Source organism: Pedobacter sp. Leaf194, from assembly GCF_001423945.1.
Lineage (GTDB): Bacteria > Bacteroidota > Bacteroidia > Sphingobacteriales > Sphingobacteriaceae > Pedobacter.
In genome coordinates this window covers 399052-417081 of sequence record NZ_LMPU01000008.1, presented here as the reverse complement: position 1 = coordinate 417081, position 18030 = coordinate 399052, and the positions used below count along the sequence as shown (strand labels likewise).

Annotated in this window: 13 protein-coding genes; 11 read left to right on the top strand and 2 right to left on the bottom strand. The window is 41.9% G+C overall.

What is annotated here, in order from left to right; all coding sequences use genetic code 11:
- The first annotated feature begins 5 nt into the window (after nucleotides 1-5).
- From ASG14_RS09480 to ASG14_RS09445, 8 genes are all read left to right on the top strand, one after another.
- Nucleotides 6-1781, top strand: coding sequence for a RagB/SusD family nutrient uptake outer membrane protein (locus tag ASG14_RS09480; RefSeq protein ID WP_056870810.1), 1776 nt, complete (start codon nucleotides 6-8; stop codon nucleotides 1779-1781).
- A gap of 214 nt (nucleotides 1782-1995) precedes the next feature.
- Nucleotides 1996-2373 (top strand): hypothetical protein, encoded by a 378-nt coding sequence (locus ASG14_RS09475; RefSeq protein ID WP_056870809.1) that lies wholly within the window; start codon nucleotides 1996-1998, stop codon nucleotides 2371-2373.
- A gap of 157 nt (nucleotides 2374-2530) precedes the next feature.
- Nucleotides 2531-2782, top strand: coding sequence for a hypothetical protein (locus tag ASG14_RS09470; RefSeq protein ID WP_056870808.1), 252 nt, complete (start codon nucleotides 2531-2533; stop codon nucleotides 2780-2782).
- 134 nt (nucleotides 2783-2916) lie between these two features.
- Nucleotides 2917-3144: a hypothetical protein gene (locus ASG14_RS09465; RefSeq protein ID WP_056870807.1), complete on the top strand. Its 228-nt coding sequence runs from the start codon at nucleotides 2917-2919 to the stop codon at nucleotides 3142-3144.
- 342 nt (nucleotides 3145-3486) lie between these two features.
- The gene (locus tag ASG14_RS09460) at nucleotides 3487-5352 is read left to right on the top strand and encodes a 7TM diverse intracellular signaling domain-containing protein (protein ID WP_082491492.1); all 1866 of its coding nucleotides are present in this window, start codon (nucleotides 3487-3489) and stop codon (nucleotides 5350-5352) included.
- Between the two features lie 265 nt (nucleotides 5353-5617).
- On the top strand, nucleotides 5618-8704 hold the full coding sequence (locus ASG14_RS09455) for a SusC/RagA family TonB-linked outer membrane protein (protein ID WP_056870806.1): 3087 nt from the start codon (nucleotides 5618-5620) through the stop codon (nucleotides 8702-8704).
- 12 nt (nucleotides 8705-8716) lie between these two features.
- Nucleotides 8717-10591 carry a RagB/SusD family nutrient uptake outer membrane protein gene (locus ASG14_RS09450; protein ID WP_056870805.1) on the top strand — a complete coding sequence of 625 codons (1875 nt, stop codon included), beginning with the start codon at nucleotides 8717-8719 and terminating at the stop codon, nucleotides 10589-10591.
- Nucleotides 10592-10737: 146 nt separating this feature from the next.
- Nucleotides 10738-11913 carry a chondroitinase-B domain-containing protein gene (locus ASG14_RS09445; protein ID WP_056870804.1) on the top strand — a complete coding sequence of 392 codons (1176 nt, stop codon included), beginning with the start codon at nucleotides 10738-10740 and terminating at the stop codon, nucleotides 11911-11913.
- A 45-nt stretch (nucleotides 11914-11958) separates the two neighbouring features.
- Here the strand turns inward: ASG14_RS09445 and ASG14_RS09440 are convergent, their stop codons facing one another.
- The gene (locus ASG14_RS09440; RefSeq protein WP_056870803.1) at nucleotides 11959-12159 is read right to left on the bottom strand and encodes a hypothetical protein; all 201 of its coding nucleotides are present in this window, start codon (nucleotides 12157-12159) and stop codon (nucleotides 11959-11961) included.
- Nucleotides 12160-12715: 556 nt separating this feature from the next.
- Between ASG14_RS09440 and ASG14_RS09435 the strand changes: the two genes are divergently transcribed.
- The 3 genes from ASG14_RS09435 to ASG14_RS09425 are packed head-to-tail and all read left to right on the top strand — an operon-like array spanning nucleotide 12716 to nucleotide 15678.
- A complete protein-coding gene (locus ASG14_RS09435) occupies nucleotides 12716-13483 on the top strand; it encodes an SDR family oxidoreductase (protein ID WP_200940334.1) in 768 nt (255 codons plus the stop codon).
- Nucleotides 13484-13498: 15 nt separating this feature from the next.
- Nucleotides 13499-14590 carry a lactonase family protein gene (locus ASG14_RS09430; RefSeq protein ID WP_056870802.1) on the top strand — a complete coding sequence of 364 codons (1092 nt, stop codon included), beginning with the start codon at nucleotides 13499-13501 and terminating at the stop codon, nucleotides 14588-14590.
- Nucleotides 14591-14613: 23 nt separating this feature from the next.
- Nucleotides 14614-15678 carry a zinc-binding dehydrogenase gene (locus tag ASG14_RS09425; protein ID WP_056870801.1) on the top strand — a complete coding sequence of 355 codons (1065 nt, stop codon included), beginning with the start codon at nucleotides 14614-14616 and terminating at the stop codon, nucleotides 15676-15678.
- A gap of 78 nt (nucleotides 15679-15756) precedes the next feature.
- Here the strand turns inward: ASG14_RS09425 and ASG14_RS09420 are convergent, their stop codons facing one another.
- Complete coding sequence (locus ASG14_RS09420) at nucleotides 15757-17937, bottom strand: hypothetical protein (RefSeq protein WP_056870800.1); 2181 nt, start codon at nucleotides 17935-17937, stop codon at nucleotides 15757-15759.
- Nucleotides 17938-18030 lie beyond the last annotated feature (93 nt).

The window sequence follows — 18030 nt, the reverse complement described above, 5'->3', positions numbered from 1 at the left end:
TCAAAATGAAAAAATTATATATATGGCTTGGCATGGCTTGCGTAGGTTTTGCCGCCTGTAAAAAACTCGATCAAAAACCGGAATCAACAGCCACAAAAGAAGCAGTTTTTGGAACCGAGAACGGATTAAAACTTTACACTAATTCGTTTTATAACATGGATTTCCTGCCGAAGAATTCCACAAGTCAGGATGCCATGTCTGATTACCTTGCTGTTAAGGCGGTACCCGATTTTGTTCGTGATGGTGGCTTTGCCGCCAACAACAGCTCTGGCTGGACATGGAGAGATTTGAGAAACATCAATTACTTCATTCAAAATTGCAACGACCCTGCGGTTCCGGTTGCAGTGCGCAACAACTATCTCGGCATTGCAAGGTATTTCCGGGCTTATTTTTATATGGAGAAGGTAAAGCGGTTTGGAGATGTGCCATGGATTGGCAAGCCCCTGGATATTGATGATCCTGCTTTAAACGCGGGTCGAGATACGCGATCGCTTGTGATGGATTCTGTACTCGCAGACATAAACTTTGCCTGTGCAAACATCAGCAGCACCAACGATGCCAGCCGCACAACGGTTACCAAATGGGTTGCATATGCTTATAAATCAAGATTATGCCTTTTTGAAGGAACATTTAGAAAATACCATACCGATTTGAACCTTAGCGCCACTGCAAATAAATGGCTTGATGATGCAGCTACGGCAGCAGATGAAATCATTAAAAAAGGTGGTTACTCACTAAATACTGCCGGTGGCGCAGGTGTATCTTATCGCCAGGTTTTTACCAGCAATACGCCGGTGGCAAACGAAGTACTGCAATCAGCCGTAGCCGATTTAAATTTAGGCGTGCTTAACGAAGCCAACTGGTGGTGGACGAGTGGAACTTATGGCGCAAAGGCCAGCTTTACCCGCACATTTATCAACACCTATCTTAAACTTGATGGCACTCCCTTTACAAATGACCCTGCCTATAAAACAATGCTGTTTAAAGATGAAGTGAAAAACCGTGATTTACGCCTTAAACAAACTATTCGCTTAGGCGATTACAAACGTATAACGAGCGGCCAACAGGTTCCTGCACCGCCGGTTTTTTCGTATACTTTTACGGGTTATCAACCTATTAAGTGGGCTCTGGATGATACCTATTACGACGCCGGCGCTTTAAACACGAATGCGGTTTCATTATTTCGTTATGCAGAAGTGCTGTTAAACTATGCTGAAGCTAAAGCAGAATTGGGTACATTAACGGATGCCGATTGGGTCCTCACCATTGGGGCACTGCGCTCGAGGGCAGGTATTACAGGTGGTTTAACCGCTAAGCCTACAACGCTTGATCCATACCTGGTAGCTAACTACTTTCCAGAGATTTCTGATGCCTCACTGCTCGAAATCAGACGGGAAAGGGGTATAGAATTGAGTTTGGAAGGCTTACGTTTCTCTGATTTATTGAGGTGGAAACGTGGTCCGCTTATGGAGCAGGAATGGAATGGCTTTTATGTTCCGGCACTTGCTACCCCGTTGGACTTGAACGAAGATGGCATTTTAGATGTCGCCTTTTATCAGGGCACGCGGCCAAGCCCTGCAGTTGCAGGTGTAACTTACGTAGATGTTTCAGCGAATAGTGGAACGGCAGTAAATTCGCAATTGCTAAAAAACGGCACTTCTGGCGAACTAACATGGATGAAAGAAATTCCAAGAAAATGGAACGACCGAAACTACTACTATCCAATTCCGCTTGCTGATTTACAACGAAACCCGAACCTGAAGCAAAACAAAGGCTGGTAGAAAGTAAACCCAATTATTGAAATGAACAAAAACAATTAATGAAAGCCTCGTTCCAATAATTTGCGCTACCAAGCCTGCATTAAAATAATACCATCTATGAAAAACAACAAATGAGCCTCCACCTTTCGGAGGCTCATTTTTCTTTGTTCATCAAATTTTTTCAAATTGTGTCGCGTTTCGCTAATTCGCACCGTTCAACTAAATAAAAAACATCATGAAAAGAGCGCTTTTGATTTTATTAACGATTTCAACGATTATTTACGCTTCCTGCAAAAAAAACATTGATGGGCCAGGTGAGATATATGGTAAATGGCGGCTAACGGAAACCTTAAACGACCCAGGTGATGGAAGCGGGCGATACGAGAAAGTGAAAGGACCTGCTAAATATTTAACACTTGATAAAGCCGGAAGGTTTGAAGGCGATGCAGTGCCCGAGTTGCAGACTTTTAAAGTTTTGGATTCTATTCGTTTGGAGGTTACATTAACAACGCTTTCCAAGCCCATTACTTATTATTACAAAGTCACTGCTACTACGCTTGTCTTAAATCCGCCATGTTTTGAAGGCTGCGGTTTGAAATTTGTAAGGCAGTAATCTTTTTTTGATGGAATAAGAGGCGTTTCAAGTTAATAATCAATAAGGAGACAGTCAAAAACCCAACACATCCAAAGTTAAACAGAGGTTAAGTTGATGGTTAATATTAACCTATTGATAATTTAATCTTATATTGATGTTGAGTTAACTTCGTCCCATGAAATTCCCGCTTTATCTCTATTATGAAATCCTGATACGTCTTGAAGAATTTGTTCCCAACATTGGAGATTACATGTCTGCGACAGAAAAAGAAAATGATTGCCTAATAAAAACAACTACAGGACAATTGCTCGTTCCAAAGGCTATATTGATGAAGCAGTTCGACGACCCAAACTTTATCTCCAAATCGGAGATGGTGCAGTTAGGCCAAAACTTTCAGCTGGGTGGGCGGTTATACAACAAGCTTTAATGTAAATAACTTACAGCTCAATTATTAGCGCATAAAAAAACTGATTTTACATTTTCAACAATTCTTGAAAACTTAACCTCCAGGTTGTTTTAAGTTAAGATGCCTTTGCCAGTTTTGCAGCATAAAACCACCATATGCAAAACACAACAAATACTACTTCAGATTTGCAACAGTTTATCCTAAAGTTTGAACCGAGTAAATTCAAACTCATGTCTTACGGAATCGAAATACGTGGGCTTTATGATTTGCATGGCAGCATGTTGCGGGCCAGGGATATTATCGAAAACCTCGGACTAAACCTAAAAGTAAATCATAATGCGGAAATGCTTAGCTATCGCGGGTTCGAGGTAAATATCGTTTAGCGGAAAAGCTTAACATGCATTGAACTATGTTTAACCTTAAATTTACAACAGCTATTTAACTTTGTTTTGGCCTTTGCTCGTTAGGCCCTTATTTGGTTATTAACGGATTGGTACAATTGTATCAGTCCGTTTTTTTTTGATTTGAAATCTGTAAAAATGTTCAAATGTTCAGCAAGTTTAGGTTCAAAATTTAAAAGCCTAGTAAGCATATCAAAATCGAGGAGATAATTTCAAACGATTGAAACTGACTTATAAGTTAGTTGTGGCTTTGCCAACATTTTGAGGTTCATTTTGCCGAATATTTTTGCTATAATGACTCAAACAAACCAAATATTCCGTGATATGAGTTTTCGATACGCATGGTGTTTGAGCCCCAACAAGCTTTTATTCCTCATTTTTACAGTGCTTTCTTTTTTCTACGCCCAAGCCGGTGCGCAGATTCCGGTTAAGATAGACGATAGCACTCCACATCAGCTATTTTCCTTTAACGAAATCGACATGCTCGAAGATGTTTCCGGAAAATTGACTTTTGGCGAAATTCTCACAAGTCAGGTACAAGGTAAATTTAAGCCCAACACCAACCGGATTCCGAAAAATGAACATCCGAGTTCAGCGTACTGGTACAAGTTTAGGATAGGACACAATGCTGCTTCGTCAAATAAATGGATGCTTGAATTTTTCGATCAGTCGATAACAAACTTGCAACTCTACATTCCCGATGGTTTCAACAGCTACCAGGTAAAACATTTTGGTACCGATTATAATTTTTCGGAGCGGGTTTACGCCCATAAAAACTTCACCTACGATTTGGAAAACAAATCAAACGATTTGTTAACCTATTACATTCGCGTTAAATCGCCCAACCCAGTGAGCGCAATTATTGTGCTTCGGGAGTTAAAATGGTTTGTTGGTTACGCGGTTAGCGAATATTTTATTTTTGGCCTTTTCTACGGCATGATTATCGTTTTTTGCCTCTACAACTTATTAATGTTTTTTGCTGTAAAGCGCAGGCAATATCTTTTCTATGTTTTGTATAACCTGGGTATTGGCCTCTACGAAATGTGTAACGATGGAATTGCCTTTCAATACCTTTGGCCAAACCATCCTTCGGCAAACATTTACGGTTTTGGCGTTGCCCTTTTTATAAGTAGCATTTTTGGAATGCTGTTTACGGTAAATTTTTTATATCTAAAATCCAAAGCACCGGGTTTTTACAGGGCGGTTCTTGTATTTATCGGTCTTCGTACCCTTTTCTTTCTGGCCTGTATTTACGATACCAGACTTTTCAATTTAAAGGTTATTGAGCTTTTGCCACTGATGTTGGTGTTTTCCGCTGGCGTTTATGTTTACCGTAAGGGTTTTAAACCAGCGCTCTTTTTAGTTATTGGCTATGGCTTTCTCCTTTCGGGATTTATAGTTAAAATATTGCTTCTGTTAAAGTGGATACCTTATGGAACGCTTGTTTATTATAGTTTAAGCATCTGTTTTGTAATTGAAATGGTACTTGTATCCTTCGCCATTGGGAGCAGCATCCGCAGCCTGCGTAAAAAGAAAACCACGGCACAAAAACGTATCATCGAACAATTGCGTATAAATGAAAAACTTACGCAAACATTAAATCATGAGTTAACGGCCATGGTAGAAGAGCGCACAGCGGAAATTAAACAAAAAGCCGAAATTATTGAAAAGCAAAATATCGACATCTCACTGATGAACTCTCTGCTTAAGAAAGACAATCTTGAACTTAACCTGAATATTGAAAAGGCAACCAGGGCCAGGCTGACCGCGAAGGTGCCAGATTTTGAGGAATTCAGCCGCATTTATCCCGATAAGGAGAGCTGCTTCAAATTTATTGCAGATCTAAAATGGCAGAAAGGCTTTAGCTGTAAAAAGTGTAATAACGAGAGTTTCCTTGCAGGGCAAACTTTATTTAGCAGAAGGTGTACGCGTTGTGGTTATGACGAATCAGTTATTACAGGAACGGTATTTCAAAATGGACGAATCCCAATTACGAAAGCGTTATATATGCTGTTTTTAGTGTACAGTTCAAAGGGAACGATTTCATCTTACAAGCTTGCTCAAATTTTGGATATACGGCAAAGCACCTGCTGGACTTATAACTCCAGGATGCAGAGGTTGTTTCATGAGCGTAAGGAAGAGCTTAAAAAAGCAGGTGAAGCAGGGTGGAGCCGCTTGGTTCTAGATTAGGCTTCGGGATAAGTATGCTTACCCAAGCTGAATCAAAAACTCTTTTTTTAAATTTTTCTTTTGTTTATAAAGCGTATTAGTTGTAAAAACTGAAAGCGCCTGCAGCGGATGCTGAAGCATTTTTATCATAAAGCGCTTGTTTACGAAACGTATTAACAATTATCGTAACTACTTATATATTAGATATTTACGTAATTTTTTATTTGGTATTTGAAAAGAAATGGAATAGGTTTGTATTCACTAATCAAATTTAACCAAGCAAAATATGAGAAAAAGACTTACGTTTCTTATCACATTGGTTTGCTTTACATTTTCACTCTGTTTTTCTCAGGAGATGAACGTAAGGGGAACCGTTAAAGACAAATCCGGAATCGGAATTCCGGGCATATCTGTTAAAGTGAAAGATACCCGAACAGCGGTATCTACGGGTGGCGACGGAAGTTTTTCCATAGCTGTTCCGCAAAATGCAGCACTGGTTTTTTCGGCTGTAGGTTATGCAAGTCAGGAGATTCCGGTTGGCTCTAAAACAACGCTTTCTGTTACGTTGCAGGAAGAATCCAAAAACCTTACTGACGTAGTTGTTATCGGCTACGGCACAACAACCAAAAGAGACGCAACAGGAGCCATTTCCAGTGTAAAAGCTACGCAGCTTGAAAATGAGAATCCTCAAAGTATTGCCGATGTTTTAAAGGGAAATATTCCCGGTTTATCAGTCGGCTTAAGCTCAAGCGCCAAAGGCGGCGGCGATTTACTGGTTCGCGGAAAATCTACATTAAGCGCCGGAACATCACCGTTAATTGTGCTCGATGGTGTCATTTATAATGGTCAGCTTGCGGATATTAATCCGAATGATATCGAAGCCATTGATGTGCTCAAGGATGCAAGTTCGCTTGCAGTTTATGGTGCAAAAGCAGCAACCGGCGTTATTGCCATAACCACCAAAAAGGGGCGTGGTGAATCGCCTACGATAACCTTCAATACTAATGTGGGGCTTGCGCAGCTTGCTAAAAATATGCGCCCTTACGATGGTGAAGGCTTTTTGGCATGGCGTGGTGATGTGTTGAGAAGTGGTGCAACAACACCTGAATATTTGTACAACGACCCTAGAAATTTACCGTCAGGCGTAACTTTAACGCAGTGGCTAAACGGCCAAACGGGTGATCCGGTTGATTTGTGGTTAAACAGACTTGGTCTTGTAGCCAATGAAAAAGCGAATTACCTGGCCGGCAAAACAACAAACTGGTATGATGATATTTTTAGAATTGGTTTCCGTCAGGACCACACCTTATCGCTTAGCGGTAAGAAACAGGAAATTACCTACTATATGTCGCTCAATTATCAAAAAAACCAAAATGTTATCCAGGGCGGAGATTATACAGCCATCCGCGGCCGGATTAACCTGGAAGGAGAGGCTGCGAAGTGGTTAACATTGGGGATGAACGTACAATTTGCCGATAGAGATGAAGCCAGAACCGGCGACGGATCAACCGAAGCAGACTGGACTCAGATTCTTAACTTATCGCCCTACGGTGATAAATATCTGCCAAATGGCGAATTAAGACGTATTCCGACAGATGATAGTGGATTGAATGCGAGAAACCCGTTTTTGAGCATGACCTACAACGAAAGGATGAATAAGCAAAACACTATTTTTGCAAGTCTTTACGGCAGGGTGAAATTGCCATTGGGTATCACTTATCAGTTAAATTTCAGTCCGGGTCTCGATTTTTACCGCACTTTTGATTACCGTTCGTCGAGAAATCCTGATGTTGTTACCCCTGGTGGTTCAGCCACACGTGCAAACGAAACACGATACAACTGGCAGATAGATAATCTTGTTAAATGGAATAAAACTTTCGCCAACATTCATAATGTTGATGTAACGCTACTTGCCAACGCCGAGAAATACCAAACCTGGTGGACTCAGGCTTCAAACGAAGGCTTCGTACCAAATGATGTGCTTAGCTATCACAACCTTTCCAGCGGTATAAAACCAGTTACAAATAGTGAAGATAAGGTTTACACTGGCGATGCCTTGATGGCCAGGTTAAATTACAGCTTATTGAGCAGGTATATTTTAACGCTTTCTGTACGTAGAGATGGTTATTCCGTTTTTGGTGTGAACTTTAAGCGTGCAACATTTCCGGCGGCAGCCTTTGCCTGGGTGTTTACTGATGAAAGCTTCATGAAAAACCAAAAATGGTTAGGTTATGGCAAGCTTCGCCTGTCATATGGCATAAACGGTAACCGGGATTTGCGTAATCCGGATAATGGCACGGTAGATCCTTATGCAGCACTTGCTCAGCTGGCAAGTGGAAAATACCAAACCGTAAACGGCAGTGGCGCTGCTTCTGATGTGAATACTGTTCAAATTGGCGCTAAGCTTGCAAACTCTAATTTGAAATGGGAAGAAACTACTGCTCTTAACGTTGGTTTGGATTTCTCTATCCTTAACGATAGAATCAGCGGCTCTGTTGATGCTTACAACAAAAAAACGAGCGATTTGCTTGTAAGACAAACATTGCCGAATGTAAGCGGATACTCTTCAGTTTACTCGAACCTTGCCCGGATTAATAATCGCGGTGGGGAGCTTAACCTGAATACCAAAAATCTGGTGGATGGAAACATCCGCTGGAACACGAATTTTAACTTCTCTTTTAACAGGAACAAGATTGTTGCACTGGCTTTGCCAACAGATGACCCCGGAAACGGCTGGTTTATTGGAAAAGATATCGACGTAATCTGGGATTATAATATTCAGGGCGTATGGCAACAAAATGAAATGGCTGAGGCTGCCAAATTTACTAAAGCGGCCATTAAACCAGGTGATTTTAAACTGGAAGATGTTGATGGAGATTATGCTTACTCGGATGCGGACAAGAAATTTTTAGGTTACCGTACGCCACGTTACTTTTTCGCCATGCGAAACGAGTTTAACATTTTCAAAAACTTCGATTTTTCATTTCAGTTACTTGCAAACTGGGGGCAGCTAAAGCAATATAATTCGGCTAAAAACCAACCGGGTAGTGTCGGCTTTGCACGTTCAACTTCCTATGTGCTTCCTTACTGGTCGCCAGCTAACCCAATTAATGATTATGCAAGGTTAAATTCAGGTTCGAGCGGAACAAGCTACAATGTTTACTGGGATAATTCATTCATCAGGCTTAATACGGTGGCGGTATCCTATTCTGTTCCTTCCAACTTGCTTACCAAACTTCGTGTTAAGAGTGCGAAAATATATGCAAACGTAAATAATGCAGGCTACTACGCACCTAAATGGACTTTCTGGGACCCACAAAATAATGGCCCAACGCCACGCTACTATACACTAGGCCTTAACGTTACGCTTTAATTTTTTAGCATCATGAAAAGAAAAAATCAAAATATAATTGTTTTATCAGCCTTTGCTTTAATGCTAGGCTGCGCAGGCTGCAAAAAAGCCTACCTCGATTCGGAGCAGCTGTCTGCATATTCTCCGGAAAATCTAAATAGCGTAACCGCAATGAAGGCGGCGCTTAACGGCCTCGGACTAGCAACCAGGAGGGAGTTCTTTGGCGATTCTGCCCCGTTGTTAACCGAATCAATTTTTTCGGACGTAGCAGTTGATGGTACGACCGATAAAAATACCCCTGCACAGGATCTTATTTCACGTATTACCCCAGATGCCAACCTGAATAGTGATGACTTTACCAAAATTGGCTGGTATTGGGATAATGAATTCATTGCTGTAAGGCAAGCCAACACAATTATTTCGAATATCGATAAGCCAAGCTATGCCTCTGATGCAGAGAAAAATGCAATTTTGGGTGCAGCTTATTTTTACCGGGCATTTTATTATTACAGGTTAGTACACCAGTTCGGCGATGTGCCTTTGCTTTTGAAAGATGTCGATGGTCCGAAAGCAGACTTCTACTCCACAAAAAGAGAAGTGATTCTTGCCAAAATGAAAACTGATTTGGAATTTGCTCAAACCTGGGTTTTGGATGGCGGGAATAAAGGAGATGTAACTAAAGGTGCAGTAAGTCACCTGTTAACCAAGGTTAACCTTGCGCTGGGTAAGTTCGACGATGCAATAACATCTGCAAGCAACGTGATTAATGGCGGAAAGTATGGAATGATGACAGCACGTTTTGGAAGCACAGCATCAGATTTAACCAAAAACGTTGTCTGGGATTTACACCGGATGGATAATAAAGCAATTGCTGCGAACCGTGAAGCTTTGTTCCTTGTTATAGACAGGGAAGCCTTCGCCGGCTTTACGGCGCTGGGTTCTCAGCTGATGCGAAATACTGTTCCTGCCTGGCATTTTGCCAATGTAAAAACGCCATCCGGCGCAACGGCAATAGTTGATGCGGTTACTGCAGAAATTCCTTTAACCAGAATGTACGGCCGCGGAATCGGAAGGTATCGCGGAACGCCTTATAGTACAAAATACATCTGGACAGATAATACCGATTACCGCCATGCAAAAGGCATGTGGATGGATATGACCGATCTGGTTTACAACAACCCTGCGTTAAAAACATCAACCAATGCCGCCGACCGTGCTTTATATGGCCAGCCTTTGCAAATGTATTCTGATGCAAACATTAAGCAACGTTTTACAAATGGCGCATTAGACACCATTCGTCACTGGTTCGGATGGCCACATTACAAAGTATTCATCAATTCGACTAATGCCTTGGCAAACGACCCATACTGGACTCCGCCACGCGGAACAAATACGGACTGGTATGTTTTCCGCCTGGCCGAAACCTATTTGCTACGTGCAGAAGCTTATTATTGGAAAGGCGATTTAGGCCTGGCAATGGCTGATTTAAACGTAGTACGGGCAAGGGCTAACGCAACTTTGTTAACCAATGCTTCGCAGATAACCATCGGGACAATTCTTGATGAGCGTGCCCGCGAATTGTACTGGGAAGAGCCACGCAAAACTGAACTTACGCGAATTGCCTATATTTTTGCCCAAACAGGAAAGCCTGCTTACAATGGTAAAAGCTATAGTCTGGCAACTTTTTCTGATAACAATTTCATGTATGACCGCGTTATGGAGAAAAACGATTTCTATAAAAATCAGGTGCCAACACTACAGGGCGTAAACTATAGAATTGCGCCATATCACGTATTATGGCCGGTACCTGCAAGTGCACAGCGCTTCAATACAGAAGGCCGGATAAATCAAAACAAAGGTTATGCAGGCTACGACCAAAATGTACCTGCACTCGATAAATTACCGTAACTGGTAGAAAGCGCTTACCATGTTTGTTAAATACATGGGTGGGTTAGTTGTTAGTGAGCAGCCCTTTAAATAGGGCTGCTTCCTTTAAGTTTACTTCGCTTTTTAATTAGAATGATAACTTTACCAGTCGTTAAAAACATTTCTCTATGAAGATATTAACTGCAGTTTTTTTGCTTTTAGTGATGCATTCCGTAGCAAGCTTTGGAACAACATACAAGGTGAAATCGGTTACTGAGTTTGAGCAGGTGTCAAAAAAACTTCAGCCGGGTGATGAAATTATCATACTGAAAGGCACCTACGAAAACTGGGCGGTAAACATTGATGCAAAAGGCACCGTATCAAAACCAATTGTAATTAGAGGCGAGGCGGAACAAGCTACCATCTTTTCTGGCATTCAAAATCAATGCATTTTCAAAATAACGGGTGCATATATCATGCTTAAAAACCTCCGGTTTGATAAAAATAAACTCGTTCGCGAAGATGGAAATTCCGGAACGCTTATAGAACTTAGCGAAAGCAATCATTGTTCGGTTGAGCACTGTTCTCTCATCGATAACGAATCCAAGGTTCAGTTTTTACCGCTTGTAATTATTTCGGGTAATGGTGCCCATAACTCGGTTGAAACTTGCGAGTTTCGCTCAAACATTAACAGCATCGATTTACAGGTTAAAATAACTGCAAAGTCAGTTCCACAGAACACGGTGATTAAAAACAACGTTTTCAGTAATAAGGCAAAAGTGAGCTGGCCAAATGGCAATGGTGGAGAATGTGTCCAGATTGGTCAGGACCCCATTTTGCTTGGCAACCAGGAAGCCTTTAGCCTCGTTTCAAAAAACAAATTTATTAACTGTAATGCCGAAAATGAGGTAATTAGTAATAAAAGCAGTAAGAACATTTATTTAAAGAATTACTTTGAAAATAATGACGGCGAATTGGTTATGAGAGGCGGGCATGACTGCTTAATTACTGGCAATGTTTTCAGGGGTGGAACGGGTGGCATTCGCGTGAATGGCACCGGGCATAAAATTACAAATAACGATATCCGAGGTATTAAGACGGCCATTCGCCTAATGTATGGCATGTCTGCAGGTAAAAATGAAACGGGTTTTTATGTGGCCGCAAGCGGATGTTCGATATCAAATAACAAAATTACCAACGCCCAAACGGGAATTCTTGAGGGCGATGGCAAGAACATAAACTGGACCGGGAAATTCGATGTTAAAAGATATCCGTCGCGGGTGCTTCAGGATGTTGCTCCGTTTGATAATACGCTTTCAAACAATAAGTTTTCCGGAGTAACTGTTCCAGTTTCTAAACAATAGCATTTTACAGACTGCTAAGTAACTTGATAATTTCAATCCGAAGAACTAAGGCCAGGATACAGACCATTTATCAAAGCTTCCAGATTTTTTATCTTCATCAGCTTCGCCTTTATCAGTGGGCGTATTACCGCTTTTGATATCTTCATTTTTCTGTGCTAAAGCTTCTATTAGCTCTTGTTCTAATGAGCTGTTTTCCTTTTTCGTATCCTTGTCTTTATCAAATGAATCGTTTTCAGTATTGTTCATATTAGTTTCTATTTAGTTTACGTTCACAACAAATCAACCCCGACAACAACTTTCACATACCTTCATTGAGATCTTTTCGGAAGCATTTTGTGCTCTTTCGTGACGACTACATTTGAAACCAATCTCTGGGCAGGTTGGTTTAGCCGTTATATACGTGAAATGAAGGTGTTAAAGTCCTGTCTTGATTGCGTAATAATCTTCCTGGAGCATTTATACGCATAATACCAAAGTAGCTTAAGTGTAAAGCCTGAAAAAACTGCCCGGTAATCGATTTATACTTGAAATTTCCTTAAACAGTGAACATTGAACTGTGCATGAGTCGATTTCTACGCTAGGTAATTTCGGTATTTAGCCCTGCCAAATGGGTATTTTTCAAGTCAACAAAGTCGATTCTAGACTGGTTGTTTAAAGGAATGGCATTTGGCCAGATTCATTTTCGCATGGCTGGTAAGTTGTATAAAGGGGTTTTGCAACAAGCGGCAGCCTTTTAAAAACTTGTGGCCGGTAAAGAGAAAGTGATTTATAGTTTATTCAATTTAATGAGAAGATTTAGCTAATGACAGAACCTATGGAAGATTTCAATTCGTATTTCAGCAGTGCTTTTTTAGGCAAAAAAATATTAATTACCGGCGGTAGTACCGGCATTGGAAGGGCTACGGCAATACTACTCGGCTCTTTAGGTGCCCAATGTATGATTTGTGGCCGGCACCAGGAGCAGGTAGATGAAACCCTGGCGGCCATCGAAGCGAAAAACCGATCCAATAGCATGGGTGTAGTTGTCGATTTATCCTCCAAGGAGGGTATCACCGCATTATTTGCCGCGGCAGACGAACAACTTGGCGGGCTCGATATTTTAATAAATAATGCTGCCCTGGGTTATGGAAGCATACTTGAAGGAGGGTATGAAGACTGGCAGTACATTTTGCACACCAATCTCTTAGCCTACATGGCATGCTGTCGGGAATCTATTGCACGTTTTGAGCAAAAGCGATCCGGACACATTATCAATGTAGGTTCGATGAGTGCTGATGTTAGAGAAGAAAACAGTTCCGTGTATGTAGCTACAAAATCTGCAATTCAAGGCTTTTCTGAATCGCTTAGAAAGGAAATAAACCCGCTGGGAATAAAACTTTCGCTCATTGAGCCTGGAGCTGTTGATACGGATATGCAAGAAGCCAGTATCGATGAAAAGCGTGAACAAATAAAAAATCATGAAATGTTGCGGGCAGAAGATATCGCCTGGGCAATTGCTTTTTGTATTGCCCAACCTCCAGCCTGCGATGTGGTAGACTTAAAAATACGCCCACGCTTGCAAATCATCTAAATTTTACAGACGTTTATGAGCGGCGAGGCAAATACAGCATTGTTTATCGGCAGTTATGCCATGGCAGAGCAAGATTCAATATTTCAGTATAATTTTAATAAGCAGAATGGTACGATTAAGTTTTTAGCCTCAGTTGGTGGCATCGAAAATCCATCATATATTACCTTGAGTCCGTCTTCTCAATTGTTGTTTGCGGTTAGCGAGCGTAAAGAAGGCAATCATTCGCAAGTGGCAAGTTTCAACATCAGCCATGCAAATAAACCGGAATTGCTAAGTCAGGTAAGCTTTGAAGGTGCTGGTGCATGCCATATTTCTATTCAAGATTACGGAAATTTTGCCATCACCGCCAATTACGGTGGCACTTTGGCGGTGTTGCCGTTTGATACAAACGGAAAGTTGTGGCAGGCCATACAGTTGTTCAAATATGAAGGATTTGGTGCTTACCAGGAACGGCAGGAGCAACCGCATATTCACAGTTCGATCTTCACCCCCGACCAAAAAACCCTTTTCGTTGCAGACCTAGGCACCGACAGGATTTACACTTATCATTATGAGAACGCTGATGTTCAGCCTTTTCAACCTACAGCAAACGCCTACGTTAGCCTGCCGGCTGGCGTTGGACCGAGGCAAATGGCTTTCCATCCTGGCGGAAGTTGGTTTTACGTTCTTTGCGAGTTCACCGGCGACCTTTTTGTTTTTCAGGAAAAAAACCTGGATAAGTGGCTATACCGGTATAACATAGGTATTAGCGAAATAAAAAATGGTGCAGAGGCTGGCGACATAAAAATTGACCAGGCTGGCAAATATCTCTACGCAAGCAACCGCGGCGATGTAAACGAAATTGTGATATTTTCAATTGATCAGAAAAGCGGTGCGCTCCAGGAGACACAAAGAATCCCTTCTGGTGGTAAAAGTCCGCGTTGTCTGGCATTAGACCCTTCGGGAAGATACCTGCTCTCCGCAAACGAGCAAGGCAATTCGGTCACCTCGTTTCAAATTATACCCGAAAATGGCAAATTGACTTATTTGGGCGTGGTAGCTGAAATAAGTTCGCCAACATGCCTGCAGTTTCTGGAAGAAAGTACTCGTAGTAGCCCTAATGATTAAATATTAACGTTAAAATTAATAGCATGAGCAAAAAGATGAAAGCAGCACTGAAAAAGCCGGATGGAACTTTCGATGTGCAGGAAGTAGATAGAGTGGAAATACCAGCGCAAGACTGGGTGCTGGCAAAAATTAAAGTCTCCGGAATTTGTGGAACCGACCTCAGGCATTGGAAGAAACATGAACCTGAACTGGAATGTAAGATTATGGGCCATGAGCTCGCCGCAGAGGTAGTGGAAGTTGGTAGTGCTGTAAAAAATGTTAAACCAAGCGATAGAGTAGTTGTAGAAACGCTATTGGGCGATGGTGATTGCGATTGGTGCCGCGTGCAACAATATAACCTTTGTCCGAATTTGTATAAAGTTAGAATGGAAACAATATCAAGGTCTTTTGCAGAATACCTGATTGGCCCGGCTACAAAGTTTCACATCCTTCCAGACAACGTGAGCGATGAGGAAGCAACGCTTCTCGACACTTTTGCAGTAAGTTTGCATGCGCAGCAGTTAAGCGGACTAAGCCTAAACAATAAAGTGGCCGTTATTGGCGGTGGTCCGATTGGTTTGGCTCAGTTACAGCTTGCAAAAGCATCAGGTGCAGATGTAGTTTTGTTCGACGTTGTGCCCAGTGCACTAGAAATGGCAACAGCGCTTGGGGCAGATGAAGTCGTAAATATCGAGCAGGAAGATGCACTTTCACGTTTAAAAACATTTACGCTGGGAAGAGGTGCCGACATTACATTTGAGTGTGCAGGTGGGCCCTCTATGCCAATAACATTACCACAGGCGCTATCTTTCACTAGGATTGGTGGCAAAGTGGTCATCGTTGGTGGTTTCGAAAACGGCGACGTTTCCATTTCGATGGATTGGCAGCAAGTACAGAAATCAGGGATCACAATAATCCCAAGCGCCAGTTACGGGTTCTGGGGAATTTATCCGGAAATGACCATTTGCCTGGACCTTTTGGCGAAAGGCAAAATCAACGCGAAGAAAATGATTACCCATACCTTCTCTTTAGATGAAATTAACAAAGCATTTGAAACCGCACAAAACAAGAAGGAAACCGGAGCCGTGTTTGTTGCCTTAACCATGTAAATGAGCAAGGAATGTAAAGCTTGATAAAATTTTCAAACACACTGGTCATCCGCTGATCAGTGTGTTACCCTTTACTGACTACCAGCTTATTTTAACCTTTTCATTTCCGGAAATGTTGTATTCGAGCATGTCTGAATTGCTCTTTACCGGCGAAACTTTTTCTTTCCTCACCAAAACTTCGAACCGGCTTTGCGCTGTTTCTTCAGTTTCCTGGAACAGAATGATTACTCTGCAGCTCAATCGGTTATCACCGCCGGTGTTGAAGGAGATAGATTTTTGACGATTTTGAAATTTCTGAATTGGATAGTCGCAAAAAAGAATGAACGATTCATTTTTAATCCTGAAATATTGGTTAGGAATTACCCCAAATGCAATGCCCGCTCCGTAAACCTCCTGTCCAACTTCCCCCGATTCTTCCCAGCCATCATGTAGATCTTCAAGCGCAATCCAAAGCTTTGGATCAATTTCTCCCGTTTTAATCTCCTTTGCCAGCATATCTGGCTTTAACATCGGTGGATAATAGTATGCCACACGGCCAACCATATGCCTGATAAACTCTGCTATAAGCAACCTTATGGAAGGAAGAATTTCTAAACCTTCCACTTCATCTATATAATCGTGCAGTGCGGAATAGACCTCCTGCTCTTCATAGGCGGCGGTGTAAGGAGCATCCTTAAGTGGAAAAACCCCGAAAAACGTAGGGAAGTTTTTAGCATTGCCATAATCACATTCCCAAAGCTGAACGTTATCAAAAAGGGCGGCTAAACACACGTAGCTTAATTCGAGAAAGGTTTTATCCTGAGTTTCTTTATACAGCCTAATCATGGCACCAGCCGAAAATGCGGTGTTATTTGCCTGGTAAAATAGCTCGAAACTCTTGCCCTGCAATTTGGCTGCGGCTTTCCTGGCCTCATCAAAAAACCTTTTCTCACCCGTGATTTTCCACATCCTTAACATCAAATCAGCATACGTGCCAGGCACATCTTTTTCGCCACCCTCACCATCAGCAGTTTCTGCCTCAATTATATCCAAAGTATCCATTTGGTAAAATACCGGCCACTCATAATTAAACTTTTTCGCCACCTTCATAGCGTATTCAACCGACTTGAATAAGATATCCTTTACATTTTTATCACCCCGCTCGCTAAGTCGGGCCAGATTCATCAAGGGATGATGAAGGTACCAGGCGTCCATCACCCTTGGTTTTTTTTGTTCCTCGGAGTGATCCAAGTTCTTCTCTGCCGCTGGCAACCACCTTACAATGGTGCCCATATCTTCCTGGTAAAAATCCTCCAGGCCAGCTCGCAGCTCATCCACCAGCACGTGGTTTTTTTCTCCCTTCCAATCGAGGTATTCGAGCATTGGCATTAGTACAGCCAGCTGAACCATCACCTCTGGTGGAGTTTTATAATCTGCCACATAAGCGCTTAAATAACTGTGGCCGCCCGCGAAAGTCCAGCAACCTTTATGGTAAGTGAGGTCTTTAAGCCCATTTTCTACCGTATCAAGCCAGTTGTGGTAAAAACGTTCGGGACGGGGAAGTTTAATGTAAATGTCTGCAAGCCGGTTTAAATATTCGGTTGCAATGTTAACCGGGTTATCTGGTTGCTGGTCTGACAGGCTTATGAAAGCATCGCTGAAAGTGTAAGTTTTACCCTTTTCTAAAGGTTCAGTTGTTGCTGGTAACGAAAAACCGATTTCCGGCCATGTACCTCCAACCGTCGCGCCTGCGCTACATTTTGCCGTTTCACAATAGGGATTTAATGCGGTAAGATTTTGAAAATAGAACACAGAGCCCGAATCGGAATCGTTAAAAAATAATATACCCGAACGCGTACCTCGTTGCTGTGTATGGATTTTGCAATCCTGATTAATGTTACCCTTTTCGTCGAAACTAAGGATATCTTTCGGCCAGTAGGGAATGAACAGCGGAATTTTTGGAGTTGCGCATACCGTATATCTAAAATACGGTGCTTCATCGTCATAGTGTACAGTTACTTCATGGATAATGGTAGAACAGGCTAACATGATCCTGACCTCATTTTCCTTGTGATCAATTTTTTTAATGCTGATTTTGCCTGAGGGTGAAAAAGCTGTACGGAAACCGATGCGTTTTCCATTAGGCCATTCTTTTACCAGCCAAAGTGTATCACTTGTTAAATACACAGATAAGGCGAGTGCCTTAGAAATCTCTGCTGCTGGTTCGAGTTGTTTTAGTTCTGACTGGGCATTTGCCGCCCAAATTGAAATTGGTTTCATCAGGATGTAAATATGATTAACAAAATGCCGGTAACCAGCCGAAGGCTTTTAACCGACAAACCTTATCAAGTTGTTACTCGAAATAATTGATAA